Origin of the sequence: Leptospira mayottensis 200901116, from assembly GCF_000306675.2 — a bacterium.
GTDB lineage: Bacteria > Spirochaetota > Leptospiria > Leptospirales > Leptospiraceae > Leptospira > Leptospira mayottensis.
Genome location: NZ_CP024871.1, coordinates 2,213,987 through 2,238,355 on the forward strand (window position 1 = coordinate 2,213,987; position 24,369 = coordinate 2,238,355).

A 24,369-nucleotide genomic window follows, 5' to 3' on the forward strand; every position below is an offset into this window, starting at 1 on the left:
ATGCTTCTCTATCATGCAAAATGCATGCCAATGCTCAAAACCGAGCACTTGACCAAAAAACAGGCGTATTTTAATCATTCAAATGCATTCAATGCCCATAAAATAGAAAATAAATTCCATTATATTTATTTTTTAAATTTTATGCTTAATTTTTATACAAAAATTAATTCAATTTTTGTAGAGTTTTTGATTTTTATAGGACTTTAGAACGCAATTGGAAATTTTTAGACTTTAGAAGTCCTTCTTGTCTCAAGTTCCCAGATTAAAAGAATCGGGCCATTCTTAAAAACGACAATCGAGTATGTCTACTGAAAGAACTCTCATCCGATTCGAATGCAGGAAATAGTGGACGAGTTACTTGGAAAGAAGAGGAAAAAGGAAATCCTTTCGGTTTTCGTCCGGATTTTCCAGAACATGAAACAGGAGTCTCTCAAGGACAAATCCTATTTCTTTAGGAGGAAGATTCGGACAAGCCTTAAGGACATCCTCTCCCCGAAGAGCCAACTCAGTCACAACAAGAGCTTGAGTTCGTTCGGTCAGATCCAGAATTTTCCGAAAGTCGAAAACATCCTTGAGAATGGGTTCGTAAGTATATGCAAGATTAAGAATATGTTCTGTCAAAACTTTTAGATTTTTTCTTCCTCCATACACACAAATCGGATGCAAAACAAACTTTCGAACTTCCGCATCGGTCAAAGATGCGTCATCTTTCCGGTTTAACATCATAGAAAGCATATCTGAGAAAAATAGGGAATCCTTCGTGTTTTGATTGGAATATCGGAGATCCTTCATAAATTGTTTTGCCAAATTTCTATCTTGAAAACTTCCGAATAACCAAGCATGTAAAAAAGAAAGCCTAAGACTCAAAGGGAGTATAGGAACTTCCTGGATTTTTTTTTCTACATTCGTATTTTCTGTTGGGTACAATTTGAGACTTGTAAATAATTCCAGGATTTGAAACTCTTTGAATAACTTCAAGGAAGGAACCGGATTTTTGCTTTTGAGGATTTTATTTAGTTCATCGTGAACCCTTTCTTTAGAAACCTTTGCGGTTACGTTTCTACACCGAACAATCGCCTTTGTGGTTTCCGACTCCAGAGTGAAATCGAGACTACTTACAAAACGAATCGCGCGGATTGGGCGAAGACCGTCTTCGGTAAATCTCTCGATCGGATCTCCGATCGTTCGAATGATCCTGTTTTGAATGTCCTCAAGCCCCGAGTGCTCGTCGATCAAACGTTTCGTTTCCAACTCTAACGCCAAAGCGTTCATGGTAAAATCCCTTCGTTTTAAATCCTCACTTAACGAAACTCCGAATTCAACGGCTTCCGGTCTTCTTCCGTCTATATAGTCCACATCCTTTCGGAAGGTTGTGATCTCGTAAGAACGATCTTCTATCAGAACGGTAACCGTACCGTGTTTGATCCCCGTAGGGACCGTTCTTTTGAATAAGGTAAGAATTTTGCCGGGCAGCAGAGAAGTAGTCAAATCGAATTCGTCCGGTATTTTTGAAAGCAACAAATCCCGTACGGATCCACCGATCAGATAACATTCTCCACCTTCCTTGCGGATGGTTTGCGTTATCCGAATTATATCCTCTCGAAAACTTTCGGGAATTTTTTTGATCAATTCGTGCGGATCCACGTTAGTCATTTTGAATCATTTTCTTCCAGAGATTCCCGTATCGATTTTTGAGAGTTCGGTTATTTTCAAGAATGATATCGATTTTCTTTTTCCATTCCGGATCCACCGTAATTTGACTGTAAGGGAGTTCCACTTTTTCGGAAAGGATTCTATCAATTCCCGCCTCCGTCTTTTCCATAGCGAGATTACACAGTTCTTTTGTGTCTTGCGTTTCCTTTTCAGAAAGACAAAGTAGAAGCATTTCTTCAAATTTTTCTTCTTTTTGAAGAACGATCAGTTTGTCCTTCAAAGATCGGCCGCAATCCAACATCGTATAAAACAAAAAGACGTAGAACGGAATTCTCCACAAAAGAGAAAATAACTGGCTCTTATTTCTGAAAGGCTTCGTTTGCGAGCTTATCTGCGACCGAATTTTTTTCACGAGGGACATGGGTAATTTGAAAATTCTGTAAGGAAGATACGAGTTTGTCCACTTCCTTTTTATATTCCAGAAGATTAGGATGTTTTACCTTATACTTTCCGCTGACCTGCCTGACCACAAGCTCCGAGTCCATATACACATGAATGGTATCGAACTTCCTTCGAATACACTCCTCCAAACCCTTTTTGAGAGAAGCCCATTCCGCCACGTTGTTTGTGGTTTCTCCGATACGTTCAGAGATTCTGAATTCTTCCTTGTCGTCTTTATATGCCACAATTCCAATCGAGGAAGGTCCCGGATTTCCCTTGGATGCCCCATCGCAAAAAATGGAGATCACGATTTTTTTTTCCCGGGAAAAAGGTCGATCACAAACCGAATCGGCTTAAAGATGATCAGATAGATAAGTAATAAGCCGACTTTTACGATTCCACTTAGGAAGACCAAGACAAATTCCAAAGCGCAGTTCGTAAAAGAATAAAAAGCCTCCGGTTGAACCAGAGTGAATACGAAAGAAATCAATCCGAGCCCGAGAAGAATAAATTGGAGAATTGTGTTTTCGATCAAAAAACAAATCAGACTGACGATCGTAAAAAATAAGGCGACACGAAGGCCACGTTTTTTTACTTCAAAGTTCGTAAAGAGGTTATGCATCTGAAAATTCCGAATCTTGTACGTAATTCGTATTAAAAGCCATACTGAAAACAACCATCTCTTTCGTCGAGTTTTCCCTAAAAAACTTTACGAGTCCGACACGGTTTGTCATCATCTCCTTAGATGCTCCGGCATGAACTCCAAAACTTTGTAAATTCTCTTCCAATCAGTCCGGAGAGGAGCTGTTCTTACTACCCGGATCGCTTGAGCCAAATTCAATATCTTCCATTTCAAGGAAAGATTGAAAAGAATAACTTGCAGTTTTTTTTCGATTCCGGTTTTCGAAGAACCGGAAACATTCTTTATCGAACTTCTTGTAATAATTGTCGCGAATGTCTGAGTTATCGGGTTCCTTTAAATCAATTTGTTCCCAGTCGAAATCGGAAGAGACTTTTAAAAAAGAATTCAGACCTTGTGGTTCGTTTCGGATCTCCCGATTTGACCGCAGAGAAAGAAATTCTCTACCTACGTTATCAAAGATCTCGTTACCAAAGTTTTGTAATCGGAGAATCGGATCAGGAACTTCTGGAAGGAATGCGTTGGAATCTTTTCGGGTATTCGGAAAATTCTTTAGAGATGACTCTTAGCTTAGATGAAAAAATTCTCGGTTTTATGATCCTAGACTCCGCATCTGATTCTCTTTCCGCAGTATATTCAGTCTACGATCCAGATTATCCAGATCGTAGCCTTGGAAGTTTTGCAATTCTTTATTCCATCCTTTACGCAAAAGAACTGGGAATGAAATACTATCATCTCGGTTATTTTCTTCCGGGACATCCGGATATGGACTATAAAAAGTATTGGGCTCCTTCGGAGATTCGAGAGTTTGATACGAATGATTGGATCCGCTTCGAGGAATTCCAAAAAAAATACGCTGACTTTTCCTGGTAAATCGTCTCAAAATCAGCTTCCTGTTTTCAGTCTCAAGGTGAGATAAATGACAAGGTTTGGGATAAGTTCATTCTATCTTCCTTTAAATCATACTTGTCAGTTCCGTTTCTTTCCATAGAACGGATGAATATGGCAAAAAAAATCGTCGTCGTCGGTGCATCTAGCGGTATCGGAAAAGAATTAGCGATTCTCCTCTTGGAGCAAGGACATACGGTCACTCTTGTAGCCCGTCGTGATAAGGAATTGAAAGCGATCGCGGCTTCGTTTAACTCGCCCGGTAAAACAAACGCATTTGTTATCAAACAAGACGTCGCCAACTTTGATCAGGTCGACTCCGCGTTTCAAAAAGCGATCAAATCCATGAAAGGTATCGACGAGATTTATTATGCTTCCGGAATTATGTACGACATTAAGCCGGATGAGTTCGATGTTGAAAAAGACATTGCCATGTTAAATACAAATCTTCTGGGTTGTGTGGCATGGCTCAATCCCGCGGCAGCCCTTTTTCAAAAACAAAAAAGTGGAAAGATCATTGGAATCTCTTCTATCGCAGGAGATCGTGGAAGAAGAGGTAATCCCGTTTATAATACTTCCAAAGCGGGAATGAACACGTATCTCGAAGCTCTTCGAAATCGTCTTTCGACGTTAGGTGTTCAAGTTCTCACTGTAAAACCCGGCTTTATCGATACCGCCATGACCCGAGGTATGAAAGGTCTTTTCTGGCTTATCTCCGCGAAAGAAGCGGCGACCATCATAGTCAAGGCGGCCGACTCTGGTAAAGAATGTGTCTATGTTCCGGCCCGCTGGGGACTCGTGGGCTTGATCATCCGTTTGATTCCATCTTTTCTTTTTAAACGTCTTTCTATTTGAACGAACCTAAATCGATCAAAGGTAATATATGGCAAGGGCATCCAAAGCTTCCCCGAAAAAGAAAACCTCCGCAAAAACTTCGAAAGCGGCAAAAGTAAAAAAGTCTCCGATTGAAATAACCCTTCCGTCTCCAAGCAAAGTGGAAACTTGGGGAATGAATCATTATTCGCTTTCACCTGTCTTCTTTCCGGAAAAGGAAGAAGACTTTAGAGATCTTTTCTCCTATGCGAACAATAAAGGACTAAAATTGACATTTCGGGGAGGAGGTTGCAGTTACGGAGACGCAGCCACAAATACAAAGGGCGTGGTAATTGATATCTCCAAGTACAACCGAATTTTGGAATTCAACTCAAAGACAGGAATCGTCAGAGCGGAATCCGGAGTTACGATCAAACAACTTTGGGAATTTGGAATCGAAAAAGGTTACTGGCCTCCAGTCGTAAGTGGAACGATGTTTCCTACTTTAGGTGGCGCCTTATCTATGAACATCCATGGAAAAAATAACTTTGCGGTGGGTTCGATCGGCGATCACGTCCTTGAATTTACATTTATGACTCCGAATGGAAAGGTCCTCGTCTGTTCCCGTAAAAAAAATCAGGAACTTTTTTTTGCCGCAATCTCTGGCTTTGGAATGCTCGGAGTTTTTTTGAACGTAACGATCCAACTGAAAACTATCTACGCGGGAAAAATGAAGGTATGGCCCGTGGTCAGCAAAAATCTGCAGGATATGTTCGACTACTTCGAAAGGGAATATAAAAGCGCGGATTATCTCGTAGGTTGGGTCGATGCATTTGCATCTGGAAATTCCTTGGGAAGAGGACAAATCCATAAAGCGGTACATCTGAAGAAAGGGGAAGATCCGGATTTTCCTGAAAATTGTAAATTAGAAAAACAGAATTTACCAAGTACATTTCTCGGAATTATCCCTAAGTCTTGGATGTGGTTGTTCATGATTCCTTTTGCTAATAGCTTGGGAATGAGGCTCGTCAATTTTGCGAAATTCGTTTCCGGTTATTTGACGAACAACAAGCCGTATTTTCAAGGTCACGCGGAATACGCGTTCTTATTGGATTACGTTCCAAACTGGAAGTTTATGTATAAGCCCGGTTCCATGATTCAATACCAGAGTTTTATTCCCAAAGAGAATGCCGTAGACGCTTTTTGCGAAATTCTAAAGATCTGCCAGAAGCGAGGAATCGTTACCTGGCTCGCTGTATTCAAAAAACATAAACCTGATCCTTTTCTTCTCACACACTCATTGGACGGTTATTCGATGGCTATGGATTTTCCAGTGACTTTCAGAAATAGAAAAAAACTTTGGGAACTCGCGGGAGAGTTAGACGAAATCGTGTTAAAGTTCGGAGGAAAATTTTATTTCGCAAAAGACAGCACTCTCAGACCGGAAACCGTTCAAAGAGCATTTTCGAAAAAAAGCTTAGAGACGTTTCATTCTTTGAAGAGGAAATTTGATCCGAAAGGAATTTTGGAAACCGATCTCTACAGAAGAATCATGGGAATCTGGTGATCTATGAATCGATTGAATACACTTTTAGTAGAAATCAAAAGGAATAAAGATCTGAAGGTCTTTCTATTCCTGTTGGGATTAGGTGCATTCTTTCGATTCTTTCGTTTAGATCTACAAAGCCCCTGGGAAGACGAACTTTTTTCAATTCGAGCCTCTTCCGAAACTTCGCTCAACAATCTTTGGGATTGGATGAAGAACGATCCGCATCCTCCGTTGTACCAAACACTCTTGTATTTCTGGTTTCAACTCTTTCAACCTACGGTTTTTGTCGGAAGATTGCTCAGTGCGATCGCGGGTGTACTCGTTCCGCTCTCGTTTTATGTTCTTTCACCGCGTAACTTAAATGGAAGAATCAAAATTTCCGTCGTGGTTTTCCTAAGTTTATCCACGGGGCTCATTTATTATTCACAGGAACTCAGGTCTTATAGTCTTTTGGTTTTGTTTAGCACGATCCAACTTGCGGTTATTCTAAAATCCGTCTACGAAAACCAAAAGGAAGAAGATCTCCGTACATACTGGAGTTTATTAGGAATTTCTTTATTAGCATCCTATACTCATTTTTTCGGATTCGTCTGGTCTGCCTCCGTTTTTCTTGGAATTTTTATAACGAAGTGGATTTTTACAAAAAAATTTCCCAAAGTAGAATTCTTATTCGGGATCTTATTCGGAATTTTATTTACTCCGGTTCTTTATCTATTGTTCAATTCGGATAAGATCGGAATCGCTTCGTGGATTCCGGAGGCGGGTTTAACCGCGTTTCTCGTTTTTTTCGATCTGATTTTTCATTCCGGAATTCTAAAAAAGTTTATTCCTGGAATTGTGGCTTCTTTAGCCTTACTCGCAGGTTTCGTTTCCTTTTATTTTCCGAAAAACCAAACGAAAGTCGTTCTTTTGGAACCGAACCATAAAAAATCCGTGATTTTATTTGGAATTGTCTTTCTAGTTTTTTCTGTTGTCCTTGGAATTCTTTCCCTGATTCAACCTTTAATTACCGCTAGAAATCTTTTAGTCACCGCCCCTACTTTGTATTTTCTGATCGTCACCGGTTTTTCTCTGTTTCCGATCTACAAAGGAAGAAGACTCGAATCGATCCTAATTCTGATTTCTATTGTTTCCCTTTATTATTTTACTCGGTCTTACTACAAACCTTTTAAGGAACAATGGAGGGAGAGTTCTCAATACATTATCTCTATGATTCAGGATCGTCCCCGGGAGTTTACTCTTCTTTGTTCTTCTCATGTGTACAACATGGAGTATTTTTTAAAAACGGCAAAAATTGAAGGGGTAATCCCAAAAATTTATACAAAGAAAGAGATTGATCTTTTTGTTCACGATCCAACAAGAAAGGATCTAGTGATTTTGGAAACTTCTTGGAAATATTTGAACTCGGAAGATATAAATTCGCTATTCACACAGGAAATATTCGATCGAAAAGATCAATTGTTCTACGGAATGAGAGTCATCACCATCCGTAAAAGGTAATTTTCTAAATCTAAAACTATGAAGAAAAAAAATGTCACTTATGTAATCCCTTGTTTGAATGAGGAAAAAACTCTCCCTCTTGTTTTGGAAAAACTTGTTCGGCTTAAAAAGGAATTAAAACAATACAACGTGGAAATTCTCGTCTCCGATAACGGAAGCGAAGATAGATCCGTATCAATCGCTAAGAAATACGGCGCAAAAGTCGTTCATTGCAAAGAAAGAGGATACGGGGCAGCGCTCAATTTCGGAATCACAAATGCAAGTGGGGAAATCATTCTGTTTGCGGACGCAGACGATACTTACGATTTTCTGGAATCTCCTGCGCTTCTTTCGGAGATGGAAAAAGGTGCGGAGTTCGTAATCGGTTCCCGTCTGGATGGATCGATTCACAAAGGAGCGATGCCACTCCTACATCGTTATCTGGGAACTCCGGTGATCAATTGGATTATCAATTTATTATATTCCAAAAAAGGAAATCGTGTCAAAGATGCAAATTCTGGCTTTCGGTGTTTTCTGAAAAAAAAATATCTGGAATGGGAGGTTGAAAGTACCGGTATGGAGTTTGCATCCGAGATGCTCGTGAAAGCGCTTCGAAGTGGAGTCAAACTTTCCCATGTGCCGATTAGTTTGTATCCGGACGTGGAAGGAAGAGTTCCTCATTTGAAAACTTGGAGAGACGGGATGAGACATCTTCTACAAATTCTCATTCATTCCCAACAGCTTTTTTATTATACTGGCTTTATGCTTTTCTGGATCGGCTGGGCGTTTACAATCTTGGGTTATTTTACGGGAATCGTTGCAATCGGCCCTTTTCACATTTTCGGTATCCATTCTCTCACGGTTTTTCTGCTGATAGCTACGTTCGGACAGACTATCTGGGCAATCGGCTTATTTCTTGCGGCTCGTAAAACACCCGAGCTAAGTTTTTATTCCAAATTGAATCTCTTATCCGAGGATCTTCTTTTCTGGTATTCGGCGAGAATGATTTTATTCGTAGTTTTACTTTATGTGTTCATCTTGTTCCGCTGGTGGAAAAATTCCTTTCAAGTTCTGGATTTGGAAAAAGAGATTTTGATGATCAGTTTTCTAAGCGTTCAAATCCTGAATTTAATCGGACAAACGATTACGGCGCACTTATTAAAAAGAACATAACGAGCGATCCATAGTGAGCGAGTTAGACAAATTTACGCGGAGCGTTTAAAATTTGTCTTTCAACGTTAGTTGAAAAATAGAGCGACACCGGAGCGTTTAAAATTTGTCTTTCAACGTTAGTTGAAAAATAGAGCAACACCGGAGCGTTTAAAATTTGTCTTTCAACGTTAGTTGAAAAATAGAGCAACACCGGAGCGTTTAAAATTTGTCTTTCAACGTTAGTTGAAAAATAGAGCAACACCGGAGCGTTTAAAATTTGTCTTTCAACGTTAGTTGAAAAATAGAGCAACACCGGAGCGTTTAAAATTTGTCTTTCAACGTTAGTTGAAAAATAGAGCAACACCGGAGCGTTTAAAATTTGTCTTTCAACGTTAGTTGAAAAATAGAGCAACACCGGAGCGTTTAAAATTTGTCTTTCAACGTTAGTTGAAAAATAGAGCGACACCGGAGCGTTTAGCTAGGAAAACTAAAGCAGTATTTGCCCCTACAGATCGCAAAGAGAGGTGGCGGGAAGACTCCTAAGGTTTTAAGACGAGTTCTTAGCTTCACTAAGAGTTTTCACCTAACGCTTTTTACCAAAGCGTTTCAATTATGAAATTTGCGACAATTTGCCCAAACTTTCTTACATCAAATTCAAGATACTCTATATCCAGGCTAAATAACACATAGTTAGAATGTAAATGCCTAATTTTTTTTCGGTGTAGATTGAAATTTTCCTTTCATTTATAGACTTGCGCAAAGCTTACATTCTCTGATCTCTTTAAAAACGAAGAGTTCCCGTATTTTTCGAAGACAAAGAACAAATACTATTTGTTACCGGATTTTAAAAATCAACCTACGTTTCTTTTAAATTCGAATTGAATTTTATACGGAAAGCAAAAACTTGAACTTTCGGAAGGATTGATTTTTTAAACCGAATTACAAATTGCTTTTCGCTTTAGTAAATTGAAATTCATCCTATAAGTTTACAATTTCGCCATACTATAATCTTAAAAGTTTCAAAGAAAATTAATCGGCATATAACCGTATGTTTGTCATGAAAATATCCCATTTTGGTATATTCCATTCCGGGATGTAGAATTACTGCGTTTTGTTTAAGTCCCTACATTCACGAGAAGCGAAGATTTTTTGTAAAAATCTAATCGCCGCCAGAAAAAACGCAGACCTCACCCAACTTGAGGTTGCAGATCGTTTGGGTGAACCTCAATCTTATATCTCCAAAATCGAATCCGGCGAAAGACGGCTCGACGTTATCGAATTCTGGAGAATCTATAAAATTTTCGGCAAATCCTTCGAATTTTACTTTCAATTCGATGAAAAACCGGAAGGTTCCGAGAAAAGATCCAAAACTCTAAAGGCGGCTAGCAGTAAACGCAAAAAAAAGCGTCCTAAATTCTAAATCTACGTTATCTTCATATACTTTATTTTTTCTTCTTTCTCTTTGAAACGGAACCGGAAGATTTTTGTTTCTTTTCTTCCTTTGAAATAGTCTTTTTCGTTGTTAGATCAAGTTCCTCACTTTCATATTCCTCCAGTGGATACTGATCCAGATAAGAATACGGTTCTAAATCCTTTTGTTTTTTAGGAACGTACTCCCTCTCTCCCACTAAAATCAGATACAAAGACGGAAGAACCGTAAGGACCAACAAGAGAGCGGAAAAAAGTCCTCCAACGATTACGGTTGCAAGCGGTCGTTGAACGTCCGAGCCGACTCCGGAAGCCAAGGTGGCGGGAATCAAACCAAGCAAGGCCAAAAGCATCGTCATCAACATCGGCCGAAGCTGAATCACGGCGGCCTTTTTGACCGCCTCTTTCACGCTGATCTCGTCATCCTCATGCAGTAAGTGATTTGTACGGGAGACAAAAAGAACCCCCGCCATCGTCGCGATTCCGAATAACGAAATAAATCCGACTCCGCCGGAAACATTGAAATAATATCCCCGCATCAAAAGCGCATAAATTCCACCCACAAGAGAAAGAGGAATACACGCAAGAGCGACATATACATACTTTAGATTTTTATAAAGTAGATACAATACTCCGAAGATGATCGCGATCGTAAGAGGAATCACCATCATAAGACGGGTTCCGACCCGCGCGAGGTTTTCGTATTGTCCCCCGTAGCGGATTTCATAACCTTCCGGAAGTTTCACTTTTTTTTGAACGAGCTTGCGAAGTTCCGCAACGAAACCTCCCTGATCCCGTCCTCGGATATTGGTACGAACCGTCACGGTTCTTCTTCCTTCCTGACGAAAGATCATCGTCGGTCCGTCTTCGAGAGTGACCTTCGCCAATTCCGACAACGGAATTCTTTCTCCCTTCGGAGAAATGATCGGCATATTCTCGATCGCTCTCTGAGATGTGCGGTAGTCTTTGGAAAAGCGCACCACGATTCCGAATCGTGCCGGGGTTTTCGGAGGAATATCGGAAGGACCTTCATACAAAGTATCGATCCTCTGCATTCCGATCGCCGCTTCCACCATCTGTTGAATATCGCTTACGTTGATCCCGAAACGCGCCGCGGCTTCCCGATCGATACGAACCGTAAGTTGAGGGCTATCCGCTTCCTGTTCGATCCCGAACTCGCTGGCCCCTTTCATTTCTTTTACGATATCTAGAATTTCAGTCGAGATCTGACGCATCACCTTGAGGTCGTTTCCGGAAACGAACACCGCCAAGTCGGCAATCGTTCCCATGATCGCTTCGGAAAGATTATCCATGATCGGCTGGGAAAAACTCACCCGAGCGCCCGGAAGCCCTGCTTCCAAATCGTTCCTCATTCGGAGAAGAAGTTCGGTTTTTGTGATCTTTTCCTTCCAGTCGTCGTAATCTTTTAAACCGACAAGAACTTCCAAACGGTTCGGAGGAAGCGGATCGGTTCCGTCGTCATTCCTTCCCAACTGAGAAAGAACCACGTTGACTTGTTCGTTCTTATAGATGATTTGTCGAATTTTCGGAATGAATTTTTTCGATTCGGGAAGAGAGATTCCAACCGGAAAGAAAATTCTCAGGTTGAATCCGCCCTCGTCCATTTCCGGGAGAAACTCGGTTCCGAGAGAAAGCCCGCCTATCACGAGTAAGGTTCCCACCACGGAAAAACAAACCGTAACAACCCGTTTGGATCGTTCCACGAGCCACTCGATCAGTCTTTCGTATTTCTTTTCCAACCATTCGTAAAACGGGTTGTGCCATTCGATCGGTCCCGGATTCGGCGACTCGAAATAATTCCGATAGATGTAGGACATCATCACGGGAATCGCAGTCATCGAAAAGATCAACGCACCCATGATCGCAAAGGAAATCGTAAACGCCATCGGCTTAAACAATCTTCCTTCGATTCTTTCAAAAGAAAAGATCGGAAGATACGCAAGCACAATGATTAGGATGGAGAAGATAATCTCCGTTCCGACTTCCGAAGCGGAATCCACCGTAAACCGAATGATCCCCTTCTTCTTATCGATTGGAGAAGCGTCCCGATAACGACGCATGATATTTTCGACCATCACGACGGCCCCGTCCACGATGATCCCGAAGTCGATGGCGCCTAATGACAATAAACTGGCCGGAATTCCGGTGATATCCATGAGTAAAAATGCGAACAACATCGCGAACGGAATCGTAGCGACTACCACCATAGAAGCCTTTACGCTTCCAATAAAAAAGATCAACACCAAACTGACTACGACGACCCCTTCCACGAGAGTTTTACCGATGGTACGTAATGTGTAATTTACGAGATCGGTTCTATCGTAAGTGGTTCTCATCTGAACTCCGTCCGGCAGATAATTCTCGTTGATCTCTTTTACTTTGGCCCGGATCCGATCTCCCATGACGTTCGGATCGCCCCAACGGCGAATCGCGACCAAACCTTGTACGGAAGAATCCACATCGATCAATCCTTCCTGATCGTTTTGGATCGTATAACCTAACACTCCGCTCGGAATCGGATGGGAAACTTCCACCGTTCCTAAATCGCGGATAAAAACGGGAACCCCGTTTACCGTTTTGACGACGATGTTCTCGATATGTTTCGGATCGCGAATCGCTCCCAAGGAACGGATCGGAAATCCTTGTTCCCCCTGTAAGAGAAGGTTTCCTCCCGTATTCAGGTTGTTTTGTTGAATCGCTTTGATCACGTCGTCGATCGTGAGTTTATATCGAATCAATTTATCCGGCGTCGTCACTATGTGGTATTGTTTCGGAAGCCCTCCGAACGTGACCACGTCCGCAATTCCCGGAATCCCGAGCATCTTGGGCATAATGACCCAATCCTGGATGGTTCGCAATTCCATCGGCGTATGATTTGCCTTTGTTTCCACGACATACCGGAAAATTTCACCAACGGGAGAACTCATCGGTCCGAGCGTCGGCTGAATTTCCGCTGGAATGTCCGCGTCCCGAACTCGTTCTAAAAGACGAGTTCTCGCAAAATAATCGTCCGTTCCATCCTCAAACACGAATTGGAAAACGACCAGACCGTTGATCGTTCTCGATCTTCTCACCGCAACTTTCGGGATCGCGTTCAAAACCCGTTCGATGGGAATCGTAACCCTTTCTTCCACCTCGACTGCGGCTTTTCCCGGAAACTTAGCGATCAATCGAACCTGAGTATCCGCAATGTCGGAATAGGCTTCTTTTCGAATATCGATCCAAGCCCAAATTCCGAAAACCACCGTTGCGGCGGCCGCGATCAATGTGGCAAGTCGAAACCGTAGAGCACCTTCGAGTAAACTACGTGTCATAATTTCATTTCTTATTTTCGACGAAGCGGCCTAAAAACCTTATGAAAATCGCCGCTCGGTCCGAAATTCATCTGAACACGGCGACGACTTGTAAGAAGGTCTAAGCCCGACCATACCTTGGAAATGAGATCCAAAAACAATCCAATCGGAACTGAAAATCCGAAACGATCATACTTGTATATAGAACTTATGGAAGGAGACCAAGAAAAATCTTATCGGTTTCAAAAACAAAATGCCCAATAATATCCGTCACCAAATCGTTAATAGGGTTAATTTGTCGAACAAGCGAATTTCTCAAGAGAAAATTTCACTGGCGGAAATTTTCTTCGTTCTTTGAATATTATTCATTCAAACTATTTGATGTTTCAGAAAAATTATGGATTCTACTGAGACCACAAGTAATTTTTATTCGAAACCCGCACGGCTCCTAAAAAGTTTTTAAGAGTTTACCGGGCAAAGGCAAATCGAAACGGAAACATTAGGCGAGAATTTTAAACCTTATGAAAATCGCCGCTCGGTCCGAAATTCATCCGAACACGGCGACGACTTGTAAGAAGGTCTAAGCCCGATTCTTCTTCGTTTTTTTTATTTTGACAGACTTTTGTTTCTTTCCGTTCTTCCCGTTGCCGACCGAAATTTCGGGCTCATCGTCGTAGTCAATCGTGGAATAAATTTCAGACTCCAGATGAGGTGAAGTATAATCTCCGCTGCTTAAGCCCTTGGAAGTGAAATGCGAACCTTTTTTCAGATCCTCCGCGGTTCCCATGATGAGAATATAAAGACTCGGCATCACGGTTAAAACCAATAACAACGCCGAAGCCAAACCTCCTACCATAACCGTCGCAAGAGGTCTCTGCACGTCGGAACCCACACCCGATGCCATCGTCGCGGGAATTAGTCCCAACAATGCAAGTAACATTGTCATCAATCGAGGCCGAAGCTGAGTGACCGCAGAAAGAATCGCGGATTCTCTGACCGACATCATGATATCGTCGTGCCGCAGGTGATTCGCCTTCGAGACAAACAGAATTCCCGCCATCGTTGCGATTCCAAAAAGGGAAATAAAACCTACACCGGCGGAAACGTTGAAATAATATCCTCGAGCAAGTAACGCATAAATTCCTCCCAAAAGAGAAAGAGGAATACAAGAAAGCGCGACGATCACGGATTTGAGATCGCGATACAGCATAAACAGAAGTCCGAAAATGATCCCGATCGTTACAGGAATCACGATCGCAAGTTGTTTTCCAACGCGCGCGAGATTTTCATATTGTCCCCCGTAGCGAACTTCAAATCCTTCCGGGATCTTCACTTCTTTCTTTACTCTTTCCTGGAGTTCGGAAACAAAACCGCCTTGATCTCTTCCGCGCACGTTCAAACGAACCGTAATCGTTCTCTTTCCGTCCTGCCTAAAGATCATTGTAGGAGAATCCTCTTGAGTGATATCCGCCAATTCCGAAAGAGGAATCCTTTCCCCCTTGGGAGATATGATCGGAATGTTCGCGATCTCTCTTGCAGATTGACGATAGTCTTTCGCAAAACGAACCGCGATTCCAAACAACGCTCTTTCTTTCGGAGGAGTATCCATAGGACCTTCGTACAAATAACTGATCGGTTCCATACCGACCGCGGCTTCGATTACGTTTTGAATATCGCTGATATTGATTCCGTAACGCGCGGCCACCGCACGTTTCAAACGGATCACGAGCTGCGGAGCCGGACCTTCCTGTTCGATTCCATATTCGCTCGCTCCTTTCATTTTGGAAACGATATCCAGAATCTGCTGCGAGATATGACGCATCTCCGTCAAGTCCTGTCCCGATACGAAAACCGCAAGATCGGCGATCGTTCCCATAATTGCCTCGGAAAGGTTGTCCATAATCGGCTGAGAAAAACTCACCTTCACACCGGGCAATCCTTCCTCAAGATCGTTCCGCATTCGGATCAGAAGTTGTTCTTTGGTAATCTTCTCGTGCCAGTTTTTATAATCTTTTAAACCGACATAGATTTCCAAACGATTCGGAGGAAGCGGATCCGTTCCGTCGTCGTTCCTTCCGTATTGGGAAAGAATCATATTGACTTGTTCGTTTTTGTAGATCATCCCTCGGATCTTAGGTATGAACTTCTTCGCTTCGGGGAGGGAAATCCCCACAGGAAAATACAAACGCATAGTAAATCCGCCTTCGTCGAGAGAAGGAAGAAACTCCGTTCCAAGAGACATCATCCCCACGATCAAAAGCCCAGTAACTCCCGTGAACGCGATCGTCACGACTCGTTTCGAACGATTGACCAGAAAGTGTACGACCTTTTCGTATTTTCTTTCCACCCATTCGTAAATGGGGTTATGCCATTCGATCGGACCTGGATTCTTCGATTCGAAATACCTTCTGTAAAAGAAAGACATCAAAACGGGAACGACCGTCATCGTGAACAACAGGGCTCCGAAGATTGCGAACGACAACGTAAACGCCATCGGTTTAAAGAGACGCCCTTCGATTCTTTCAAAAGAGAAGATAGGAAGATATGCAAGAATGATAATGAGAATCGCGAACAAAACTTCCGTTCCCACCTCAGTCGCGCAGTCGTATGTGAATCTAATGATTCCTTTTTGTTTTTCCGCGGGAGTCGCATTCTTATAACGACGCATGATGTTTTCCACCATCACCACCGCACTGTCCACGACAATCCCAAAGTCCACCGCTCCGAGTGAAAGAAGACTCGCGGAGATCCCGGAGGCGTTCATCATCGTAAACGAAAATAAAAGTGCAAACGGAATCGTCGCAACCACCACGATGGAGGCCCGCAAACTTCCGATAAAAAAGATCACCACTAAACTTACGACCGCAATCCCTTCGAGTAAGGTGGTTCCAACCGTTCTCAGAGTGTATTTTACGAGATCGCCCCGATCGTATGTATTTCTAAGTCTTGTACCGTCCGGCATGTACCGATCGTTGATCTCTTGAACTTTGGCGCGGACCCTGTCCCCGAAGGCGTTCGGTTCCACCCATCTTCTCATCGCGATCAAACCCTGAACCGCGGAATCGACATCGATCAAACCTTCCTGTTCGTTTTGAACCGTATATCCCAAAACGCCGCTCGGAATCGGATGCGAGATTTCGACGGAGCCGACGTCCCTCACAAAGACGGGAACTCCGTTCACGGTTTTGACAACGATATCCTCAATGTCTTCCGGAGTACGAATCGCACCGAGAGAACGGATCGGAAGGGATTGTTCCCCTTGTAAGAGAAAGTTACCACCCGTATTTAAGTTATTACTTTTGATCGCGTCGATCACATCCGAAACGGTCACGCTATAACGGATCAGTTTTTCGGGAGAAGTCACCACGTGAAACTGTTTTGGCAAACCTCCAAACGTCACGACGTCCGCAATTCCAGACACCTGAAGCAGCTTCGGAATCACGATCCAGTCTTGGATGGTTCTGAGTTCCATCGGAGTATGAGTTCCCGTAGTCGATTCGACTACGTAACGATACACCTCGCCCACGGGAGAACTCATCGGCGCGAGAGTCGGAGTCACTTCCTCCGGGATGACCGCATCGCGCACTTTCTCCATTAAACGCATACGAGCGAAGTAGTCGTCCGTTCCTTCCTCGAAAACGAACTGAAACACCACAAGACCGTTGATGGTTCTGGATCTTCTTACGATTAAGTTCGGAGTGGAATGAAGAACGCGCTCAATCGGCATCGTCACCCTTTCTTCCACTTCCAAAGTTGCTTTTCCCGGAAACTTTGCGACCAGACGAACCTGAGTATCCGCAATATCCGAATATGCTTCTTTTCTAATATCGAGCCAAGACCAAACCCCAACTGCCAAAAGCAGAACCGCTGCGGCTAACGTAAAAGAACGATACCGTAGAGCTGATTCAATGATTAAATTTAGAATTTTCATAAATGATTATCTCGTATCAAACAAATAGCCGAGTTGAATGAGCAACTGAGGATTTTTATAATCCCCTTTGCCGATCCCTCCTCCGACTTGGAGGAAAAAATTACCAAGCAAAAAATCGTAGGTCAGCCCCACATACTGTTGGTTCAAATGAACCTTTTGCCGGTCGCGGCTTTCGTGTTCGAGATATAAGGCCAATTCCGGACTCTGCTCCGTAACATAAGAACGGATGATCAAGTCCTCGTAGGTCGGATCCCTACGAGTATAACCTGGAAACGAAGAACCGGACGGATAAGAATTCTGCCCACCTCTGCCGATTTCCGACTCGAACGGATCTACCTGAAACTTTCCGAATACAAGGGAAACACTATGTGCAATCACGGGAGTTTTCCAAAAACTATAACCGATATCCACCTGCCCTCCCCACCAGTGAGAATTCCATTTCCCGCCGGAAACGCGCACGACCACATCTTTGTAATAATAACCAAGATTGAGGTTAATGCTTCCCGGAGAACCGATACTCACGCCGTAAACCAGAAAGTTCGTCGATTTCGGAAGCGGTTTTCCTTTGAGAATGTCGCCTCCCTCTTCTTCCTTTCCGATTTGAGTTTTTCGATCCGGATCAGACGCCCACTCGGGAGAAGGGTCGTCCTTGGAGTTCGAATCGTATTTCGGATTCTGGCTCTGCGCCCAAACCGAAACATTCAAAAACCCTAATACTATAAGTAGGACTAAGAATTTCAATTGATTCATATTAAAAACCAAAACTCAACCCTTTCAAAAGGATCGAACCTTGAACGACAACTCTGTCACCTTTGGACAACCCTTCGATTACGTTTACCCGATCTATGGTAGAAATACCTAAAGTCACTTCACGTCTGACAAACTCGTGCGGAGATTCTTCCACAAAAACGTAATTTTGTCCTTCCACGGTTATGATCGCATTGAAAGGAACGACGACCGTATCTCCGGCGGTGTCTTCGGGAAACTTCACGTTGGCGAACATTCCCGGTTTAAGTTTATATCCCGTGTTGGAAATCACGATACGAACCTTAACCGTTCTCGTCATAGGATCTACGTTGTCTCCAAGAGCCTCGGCGGTTCCGGTCCATTCTTCGCTTGGAAAAGAGGAAAATCGAACCTTAACCTTCTTTCCTTTTTTCAGTTTGGAAAGCTGCGATTCGGGAACGTCGCTGATGATCCAAGCGCTCTGCGAACCCGATTTTCCGAGAAGCGCCGGGTTTAAACCGACCGCGCGAAGTTTTCCTTCGTATTCCGCGAGTTCCGCCTGATCGTTGTTTTGTTGTGTTTCGGCCTCTATCAGATCCTTTTCGGTCGCCACTCTATGTTTGAACATGTCCTTGATCCGTTCGTAATTTTTTATCGAACGGGCGAAACTGTTTCGAGAGTGAACATAACCAACATAAAGATCGTTCAGGTCTGAAGATTCAAAAAGAATGATTCTTTCTTCTCCGCTCACAGAGGGAGAAGTGGAAGCGATCAAACGGGCGGGAGCGTCCACATTGATAAACTCTCCGTCCTTTCCGATCTCCTTCGTTTTGATGATTTCAAGCCCCGGACTATTTTCCTTGAATTCAATTTTTTCCCCGTTTTCCGAAACGATCGGTTTACTCGGAGGAAGTTTGCTTTTCTTGTCGCCTCGATTGGACAAGGCCAAAATCGCGATGGAAACGATTGCGATGAGCGCGGCCGCTCCGATGATTAAAAGCGTTCTTCTGGTAAAATGTATCTTCATGTCTGTTTCCTCACTTTTCTTCCGCGGCCGGTTGGTTGAGTTTCGGAATGAGAACTCCCTGACCCACGGAGAAATTTACTCCTTCAATCGCATCCATTCGATCGGTCTGCAATTTCAGCATTTCCACGACGCTGGAACGATAGGTTTCAAAGAAATCTGTAAATTCCAAAATCGTAATATAACGTTTTTCGTAACTAAGAATCATGTCCTTGGAAAGATCCGTATATTCCTTCGTATATGTGTTTCTGAACTTCTTATACAGTTCGTCTTTGAGACGCGCGGTTTCGATCGAAACGGCTACGTCGTTTTCCACTTCCAACAATGTGTTTTTGAGTTCCTGTTTTCTGGAAAGAATGGCTTTTTCGGAAGCCTTGATGTTTCCCTGATTTCTATCGAAGATCGGAATGTTCAACTGAGCGGTGATCCCCCAATAGTTCTGGAAGGCGGTTCCCCCTCTGTTGTACATCGGACCGAAGGCGAGATCGGGGATCGCGTTCGCGTGCTGCAGTTCCAAGTTCGCCTCTTCGAAACGAAGTGCCTGAATCGCTTTTTTAAGATCCGGTCTTTTGTTGCGGGCAAGCTCCAAAAGTTCGTCTCGTTTCAACTTGCCCGGTTCCAGACTGTCGAGCTGATTTTCAAAGATCATCGGAACGATTTTGACGTCCGTGCTTCGGAAAGAATCGTCGTTTAACAAAACCCGCAGGTCTGCTTCTTTTTCCAAAATTCGAATATTCAATTCTTCTCTTTCTTTTTTGAGAAAAAAGTAAAGCGCTTTCAGACGAAGCACTTCCGCCTGTAAGATCGCCCTTCTTTTATAACCCATTTCCGCGGAAGTAACGGTTCTTCCCAACGCTTCCAGACTTTGATCGTAAAAAGAAATCGCCTGTCTGTAGTAGTAGATCGCGTAGAAGAGCTTTCTGAGTTTTGTTACGAGTTCGCGCGCGAGATCATAAAACTCCTGTTCTCCCATTCTCGCGTTGAGTTCCGCGACTCGGACACGTTTGCCGATTTTACCGCCGAGTAAAAACAGCTGTTGAATTTGAACGACGGTTTGACCCGAACGGGTAAAGTCGAAATAACGCTGCGTCGGTTCGGCGAAAATACTCTGATCGATAAAGATATTCGGATTCGCATAAAGTCCGGCTTGTTCGATTCCCGCTTTACGCGCATCTATATTAAAGCGCGCAGCAAGAAGAAGTAAGTTATTTTTCCAGAGTTTCTCTTCTGCGGTTTTTAAATCCAAAGTTCTTTCTTTGTCCTGTAAATTCTCTGGAATCTCGCGTTGGATCGGATTTTCAGATTGGCCCTGCGTTTCGGGAACACCCAATCCGGGTTCGGACCCGGTCGTCGTACCTTCCGACAGAATCGGAACCATCCATAAAAGAAGTAAAAACATGAAAATCTTTCTCATAGGTTTCCCAAGAATGATTGTTTGCTGGTCCAGTGTACAATTCCCCGCGTTTGCATTTATTTTCCCTTTTCCTTTGCGTACGAATCCAATTCGCAACCAAAGAATTATCTACATTTGAATTCCGGAAAATATGTAATCCGGAAGAAAAAAATCAAACTGTCGGAGGTGGTAAATTCAGAAGGAGAGAAGATAATAAATAGCTAAAATGGGTCTTAGGTGCGTTGAACTTTCCAGAAAAGAAGTGAATTTCGGTCTTGGAAAGTTCGAAAAAACCGGAAAATACGAGATCTAAAAAGTCGTAACGTCCTCTCAGACAAACTGCAAGATCTTTAGCTTCGATACCGGATTGAATTTCGGAACGCGTTTTACGATGCGATTGATTTTGAATCTTTTTCGCAAGAGCGAAATGAATTTCTCCACCTCGAACGTCTAGAAATGCAAGATCAAAGGTTCCATCTTCCTCACACGGCAATACGATTACCGCGGTCAGAACAAGAATCAGCAATCGATGGATCCAACGAACCTTCATTAATTCCCACAATTCTAAAGTAGGCTTAGGCTTACAAACGTTTTTCGATCTTCAATATTTAGAAAGACAGTATCAATCCAACTTTCGGGATTTATTAAGTCCTTCTCGAAAATCTAATACTTTGTCTTGGAGGCAGTGTCGCAGTATGATAAGCTATTTTTAAATAGATTCTAAAAGTCACGGGGCTACATGCTCCACACGCACTACCGTTCCATTTCGCATTAAAACCCTAATTTCCAAATCCGGCTTTGCACCGGGCTTGTAACGACTGATCGGTCTCGTATAAACAAAGGCTTCGATGCTGTTGGTTCTAAATTGAATCCGATCAGGATTTCCTAAAAATTCCTTCACAAAGATTCTATTTTGTCCCTGTAAGGTATCTTTGATCTCGGATCTTAATCTAAGATTCTTTTCGATTTCCGGATCCAAAGTGACAGATTCAGAAATTCGGGTCCGGTTTGTTTCGATTTGAGAAGATTCCTCCGTTTTTTCAGAACCTATAAGTTGCCTGAGGACAAGTTTCTCACACTTTTCCCGATCTTCGAAGGTTTCCATACAATCGGCGTAGATCTGTTTCGCCGATCCCTTTTGGGGCGTAGTGGTACAGAAGCTCAGAATTCCCGATCCGCAAACGAAAATAAATGCAACAAGGTAAAACTTCAGCGTTTCCGTCTCCGACTCGTCTTTCTTTCAGTTCCTCCTCCGGAGCTGGTCGTAACAGTTACTGTCGATCCGTTGGAACGAGAGCGGCCGGGAGTTCCACCCGAAAGTTCTTGAAAACCTCCAGTAACTTCTTGCCCTACTTTTTTATATTCCCGCCTTTCTTCCGGTAGTTTAGAATTTTCCGATACTTCTACACGGAAAAGAAAGTTTACGACTTCGTTTTTCAGATTCTCGATCGCGACATCGAACATTCTAAAACCTTGAAGTTTATATTCCACGAGAGGATTTCTTTCGCTATAACCTACGGTCCAGATTCCTTCTCTCAGATGATCCATGGAGTAGAGATGTTCTTTCCAACGATGATCCAAGATATCTAAGAAAATATTTCTTTCTAGAAGTTTCCAAATATCCTTACCGATACTTTCGCCTCTACCTTCGTATTTCTGTTTCGCAGCCGCATTCACTTTTTCAAAAAGAGCGAGTTGAGGATTTTTGGTTTTTTTGAAATCCTCTTCGTTGATTTCTAAGTTCAGCTCTAGACCTTCCAGCCATTCTTTTAGAGACTCTAGATTCCAACTAGAAGGATTGTTCCCTTCACAGTGGGCAACAATTTGATTTTCTACCGCCTCTTCGATAAAACTCAGAATCAAAGAGGAGATATCCTCATTTTCGAGAACTTCGTTTCTCATTTTGTAGATTACGATTCGCTGACGATTCATCACGTCGTCGTATTCGAGAAGATGTTTCCGGATATCGAAGTTATGCCCTTCCACTCTCTTCTGAGCGCGTGCGATCGCATTACTCACCATTTTACTTTCTATCTCTTGCCCTTCCGGCATATTCGCCCATTTCATAAGACCGGAGATCCGATCCGATCCGAAAATCCTCATAAGATCGTCTTGAAGAGATAAATAAAAACGACTGGAACCAGGGTCCCCTTGACGACCGGAACGGCCTCGGAGCTGATTATCAATCCGTCTCGCCTCGTGCCTCTCAGTTCCAAGGATATGAAGACCGCCCGCGGCCAAAACGTCTTCGTGATTTTTTTTCCAGATCCTGACAGACCCGAGAATTTCAGATGCACGTTTTTGTTTTGCCGAAGAATCCATCTTCTGAATCAGTGACTCTGCATTGTCCAATTCCTGTTTTAAAATCGACTCCTTAAACTGCTTTACAAGATCGTCGTCTTCCTTCCAGGTTTCAAGATTCTCTTTATAAAGCTGCGCACCTCCGAGAACGATATCGGTCCCCCTTCCCGCCATATTCGTTGCAATTGTAACCGCTCCGGGTTTTCCCGCATTGGCGACGATCTCCGCTTCCCGTTCGTGAAATTTCGCATTCAACACGCTATGCTGAATTCCCGCGGATGAAAGCATTCTAGAAAGAACCTCCGACTTTTCAATGGAGATTGTTCCTACGAGAACCGGTTGTTTTTTGGATTGTAGTTCCCGAATTTCGGCAAGAATTGCGTCGAACTTTTCCTTTTCCGTTCTATATACGCGATCGGGAGAATCTTTTCTCTGAATAGAAACGTTAGGCGGAATTACAATCACATCCAGATCGTAAATTTTCCTAAATTCCTCCGCTTCCGTATCGGCGGTTCCCGTCATACCGGCAAGTTTGTCGTACATTCTAAAATAATTCTGGAACGTAATCGAAGCGAGAGTCTGAGACTCTTTTGCAATTGTAACACTTTCTTTGGCCTCAAGTGCTTGGTGAAGTCCGTCGGAATATCTTCTCCCAGCCATCAAACGTCCTGTAAATTCGTCTACTATGATAACCTCTCCGTTTTGAACGACGTAGTCCACGTCCTTCTGAAAGATTTTATGCGCTTTCAAAGCCTGGTGAACGTGATGTACGAGATCTACGTTTTCCGGAGCGTATAGATTTTCGATCCCCAGAATTTCCTCCACATGGGAAACTCCCTTTTCGGAAAGAAGAACGTTACGCGCCTTTTCATCCACTTCGAAATCTTCAATTGCGATCAATTTAGGTATAATCTTATTGATGCGAACGTATTTATCGGTGGTCTCGTCAGAAGAACCCGAAATGATCAGAGGAGTCCTTGCTTCGTCGATCAGAATCGAATCGACCTCGTCCACGATAGCGAAGAAATGGGATCTCTGAACTTTGTGATCCTTGTGGGAAACCATGTTGTCCCTCAGATAATCGAAACCGAATTCGTTGTTGGTTCCGTACGTAATATCCGCGGAATAAGCGACCTTTCTTTGTTCGTGATCCATATCGTGTTGAATCACTCCCACGGAAATACCGAGGAAGTCATAGATCGGCTTCATCCAATTCGCATCCCTCTTTGCGAGATAGTCGTTTACGGTGACTACATGAACCCCTTTACCCGCTAGGGAATTGAGATAAACCGCAAGAGTGGAAGTCAAAGTCTTACCTTCCCCGGTTTTCATTTCGGCGATATTTCCTCTGTGAAGAGCGATTCCTCCCATCATTTGAACGTCGAAATGTCTCATCCCCATCGTGCGCAAGGAAACTTCCCGCACCGTCGCAAAAGCTTCGGGAAGAATTGAATCCAAAGATTCTCCCCGAGCAATCCTTTCACGAAACCTTTGCGTTTGAGAAGAAAGCAGAGAATCATTCATCCCTTTCATTTCTTCTTCCAAAAAATTGATCTGTCCGACAATCGGGATGAGTTTCTTTAAATCTCGTTCGAATTTACTTCCGAGGATCACCCGGAGAATGCTCTGAATCATAT

At 43.0% G+C, this 24,369-nt stretch carries 20 protein-coding genes; 6 read left to right on the top strand and 14 right to left on the bottom strand.

Translation table 11 applies throughout. From position 1 onward, the window contains the following. Positions 1-354: 354 nt before the first annotated feature. From LEP1GSC190_RS10015 to LEP1GSC190_RS19775, 5 genes are read right to left on the bottom strand one after another with little or no spacing between them, the layout of a single operon-like run. A complete protein-coding gene (locus tag LEP1GSC190_RS10015; protein WP_002761863.1) occupies positions 355-1,653 on the bottom strand; it encodes a CCA tRNA nucleotidyltransferase in 1,299 nt (432 codons plus the stop codon). Then, positions 1,646-1,993: a hypothetical protein gene (locus LEP1GSC190_RS10020; RefSeq protein ID WP_002761953.1), complete on the bottom strand. Its 348-nt coding sequence runs from the start codon at positions 1,991-1,993 to the stop codon at positions 1,646-1,648. The genes LEP1GSC190_RS10015 and LEP1GSC190_RS10020 overlap by 8 nt, the downstream gene beginning before the upstream one ends. Before the next feature lie 19 nt (positions 1,994-2,012). Beyond that, positions 2,013-2,402, bottom strand: coding sequence for a ribonuclease HI family protein (locus LEP1GSC190_RS10025; protein WP_002761923.1), 390 nt, complete (start codon positions 2,400-2,402; stop codon positions 2,013-2,015). Then, positions 2,399-2,716, bottom strand: a complete 318-nt coding sequence (locus tag LEP1GSC190_RS10030; protein WP_002761937.1) for a hypothetical protein — start codon at positions 2,714-2,716, stop codon at positions 2,399-2,401. Before LEP1GSC190_RS10030 ends, LEP1GSC190_RS10025 begins: the two co-directional genes overlap by 4 nt. Further along, positions 2,709-2,882 carry a hypothetical protein gene (locus LEP1GSC190_RS19775; RefSeq protein WP_002761818.1) on the bottom strand — a complete coding sequence of 58 codons (174 nt, stop codon included), beginning with the start codon at positions 2,880-2,882 and terminating at the stop codon, positions 2,709-2,711. Before LEP1GSC190_RS19775 ends, LEP1GSC190_RS10030 begins: the two co-directional genes overlap by 8 nt. Between LEP1GSC190_RS19775 and LEP1GSC190_RS10035 the strand changes: the two genes are divergently transcribed. The 5 genes from LEP1GSC190_RS10035 (at position 2,840) to LEP1GSC190_RS10055 (ending at position 8,636) form a co-directional block, all read left to right on the top strand. Next, the gene (locus tag LEP1GSC190_RS10035) at positions 2,840-3,607 is read left to right on the top strand and encodes an arginyltransferase (protein WP_036035591.1); all 768 of its coding nucleotides are present in this window, start codon (positions 2,840-2,842) and stop codon (positions 3,605-3,607) included. The two genes, LEP1GSC190_RS19775 and LEP1GSC190_RS10035, sit on opposite strands and share 43 nt — an antisense overlap. A 129-nt stretch (positions 3,608-3,736) precedes the next feature. After that, the gene (locus tag LEP1GSC190_RS10040) at positions 3,737-4,477 is read left to right on the top strand and encodes an SDR family NAD(P)-dependent oxidoreductase (protein WP_002761924.1); all 741 of its coding nucleotides are present in this window, start codon (positions 3,737-3,739) and stop codon (positions 4,475-4,477) included. Positions 4,478-4,505: 28 nt separating this feature from the next. Beyond that, a complete protein-coding gene (locus tag LEP1GSC190_RS10045; protein ID WP_004279598.1) occupies positions 4,506-6,002 on the top strand; it encodes an FAD-binding oxidoreductase in 1,497 nt (498 codons plus the stop codon). Between the two features lie 3 nt (positions 6,003-6,005). After that, the gene (locus LEP1GSC190_RS10050) at positions 6,006-7,484 is read left to right on the top strand and encodes a glycosyltransferase family 39 protein (RefSeq protein ID WP_004279728.1); all 1,479 of its coding nucleotides are present in this window, start codon (positions 6,006-6,008) and stop codon (positions 7,482-7,484) included. A gap of 18 nt (positions 7,485-7,502) precedes the next feature. After that, entirely contained in the window at positions 7,503-8,636 is a 1,134-nt protein-coding gene (locus LEP1GSC190_RS10055; RefSeq protein WP_002745683.1) for a glycosyltransferase family 2 protein, read from the top strand. A 22-nt stretch (positions 8,637-8,658) separates the two neighbouring features. Here LEP1GSC190_RS10055 and LEP1GSC190_RS10060 read toward each other — a convergent pair whose 3' ends face one another. Further along, positions 8,659-9,081: a hypothetical protein gene (locus tag LEP1GSC190_RS10060; RefSeq protein ID WP_126160278.1), complete on the bottom strand. Its 423-nt coding sequence runs from the start codon at positions 9,079-9,081 to the stop codon at positions 8,659-8,661. A 645-nt stretch (positions 9,082-9,726) separates the two neighbouring features. Here LEP1GSC190_RS10060 and LEP1GSC190_RS10065 point away from each other — a divergent pair. Next, positions 9,727-10,035, top strand: coding sequence for a helix-turn-helix transcriptional regulator (locus LEP1GSC190_RS10065; protein WP_002761813.1), 309 nt, complete (start codon positions 9,727-9,729; stop codon positions 10,033-10,035). A 22-nt stretch (positions 10,036-10,057) separates the two neighbouring features. On the opposite strand, the gene LEP1GSC190_RS10070 is transcribed toward LEP1GSC190_RS10065, so the two are convergent. The 8 genes from LEP1GSC190_RS10070 to secA all read right to left on the bottom strand — a co-directional run bounded on the left by LEP1GSC190_RS10070 (position 10,058) and on the right by secA (position 24,367). Then, complete coding sequence (locus tag LEP1GSC190_RS10070; protein WP_004279583.1) at positions 10,058-13,378, bottom strand: efflux RND transporter permease subunit; 3,321 nt, start codon at positions 13,376-13,378, stop codon at positions 10,058-10,060. 559 nt (positions 13,379-13,937) lie between these two features. Further along, entirely contained in the window at positions 13,938-17,288 is a 3,351-nt protein-coding gene (locus LEP1GSC190_RS10080; RefSeq protein WP_004279348.1) for an efflux RND transporter permease subunit, read from the bottom strand. 6 nt (positions 17,289-17,294) lie between these two features. Next, the gene (locus LEP1GSC190_RS10085) at positions 17,295-18,038 is read right to left on the bottom strand and encodes a hypothetical protein (RefSeq protein WP_002745678.1); all 744 of its coding nucleotides are present in this window, start codon (positions 18,036-18,038) and stop codon (positions 17,295-17,297) included. A gap of 1 nt (position 18,039) precedes the next feature. Continuing rightward, positions 18,040-19,041: an efflux RND transporter periplasmic adaptor subunit gene (locus tag LEP1GSC190_RS10090; protein WP_002761872.1), complete on the bottom strand. Its 1,002-nt coding sequence runs from the start codon at positions 19,039-19,041 to the stop codon at positions 18,040-18,042. A gap of 10 nt (positions 19,042-19,051) precedes the next feature. After that, on the bottom strand, positions 19,052-20,452 hold the full coding sequence (locus LEP1GSC190_RS10095) for a TolC family protein (protein ID WP_036035608.1): 1,401 nt from the start codon (positions 20,450-20,452) through the stop codon (positions 19,052-19,054). A 151-nt stretch (positions 20,453-20,603) separates the two neighbouring features. Next, positions 20,604-20,981: a hypothetical protein gene (locus tag LEP1GSC190_RS10100; protein ID WP_004279567.1), complete on the bottom strand. Its 378-nt coding sequence runs from the start codon at positions 20,979-20,981 to the stop codon at positions 20,604-20,606. Positions 20,982-21,158: 177 nt separating this feature from the next. Further along, positions 21,159-21,536: a hypothetical protein gene (locus tag LEP1GSC190_RS10105; protein WP_002761822.1), complete on the bottom strand. Its 378-nt coding sequence runs from the start codon at positions 21,534-21,536 to the stop codon at positions 21,159-21,161. 104 nt (positions 21,537-21,640) lie between these two features. Next, positions 21,641-24,367: a preprotein translocase subunit SecA gene (gene secA, locus LEP1GSC190_RS10110; RefSeq protein WP_004279618.1), complete on the bottom strand. Its 2,727-nt coding sequence runs from the start codon at positions 24,365-24,367 to the stop codon at positions 21,641-21,643. Positions 24,368-24,369: the final 2 nt, after the last annotated feature.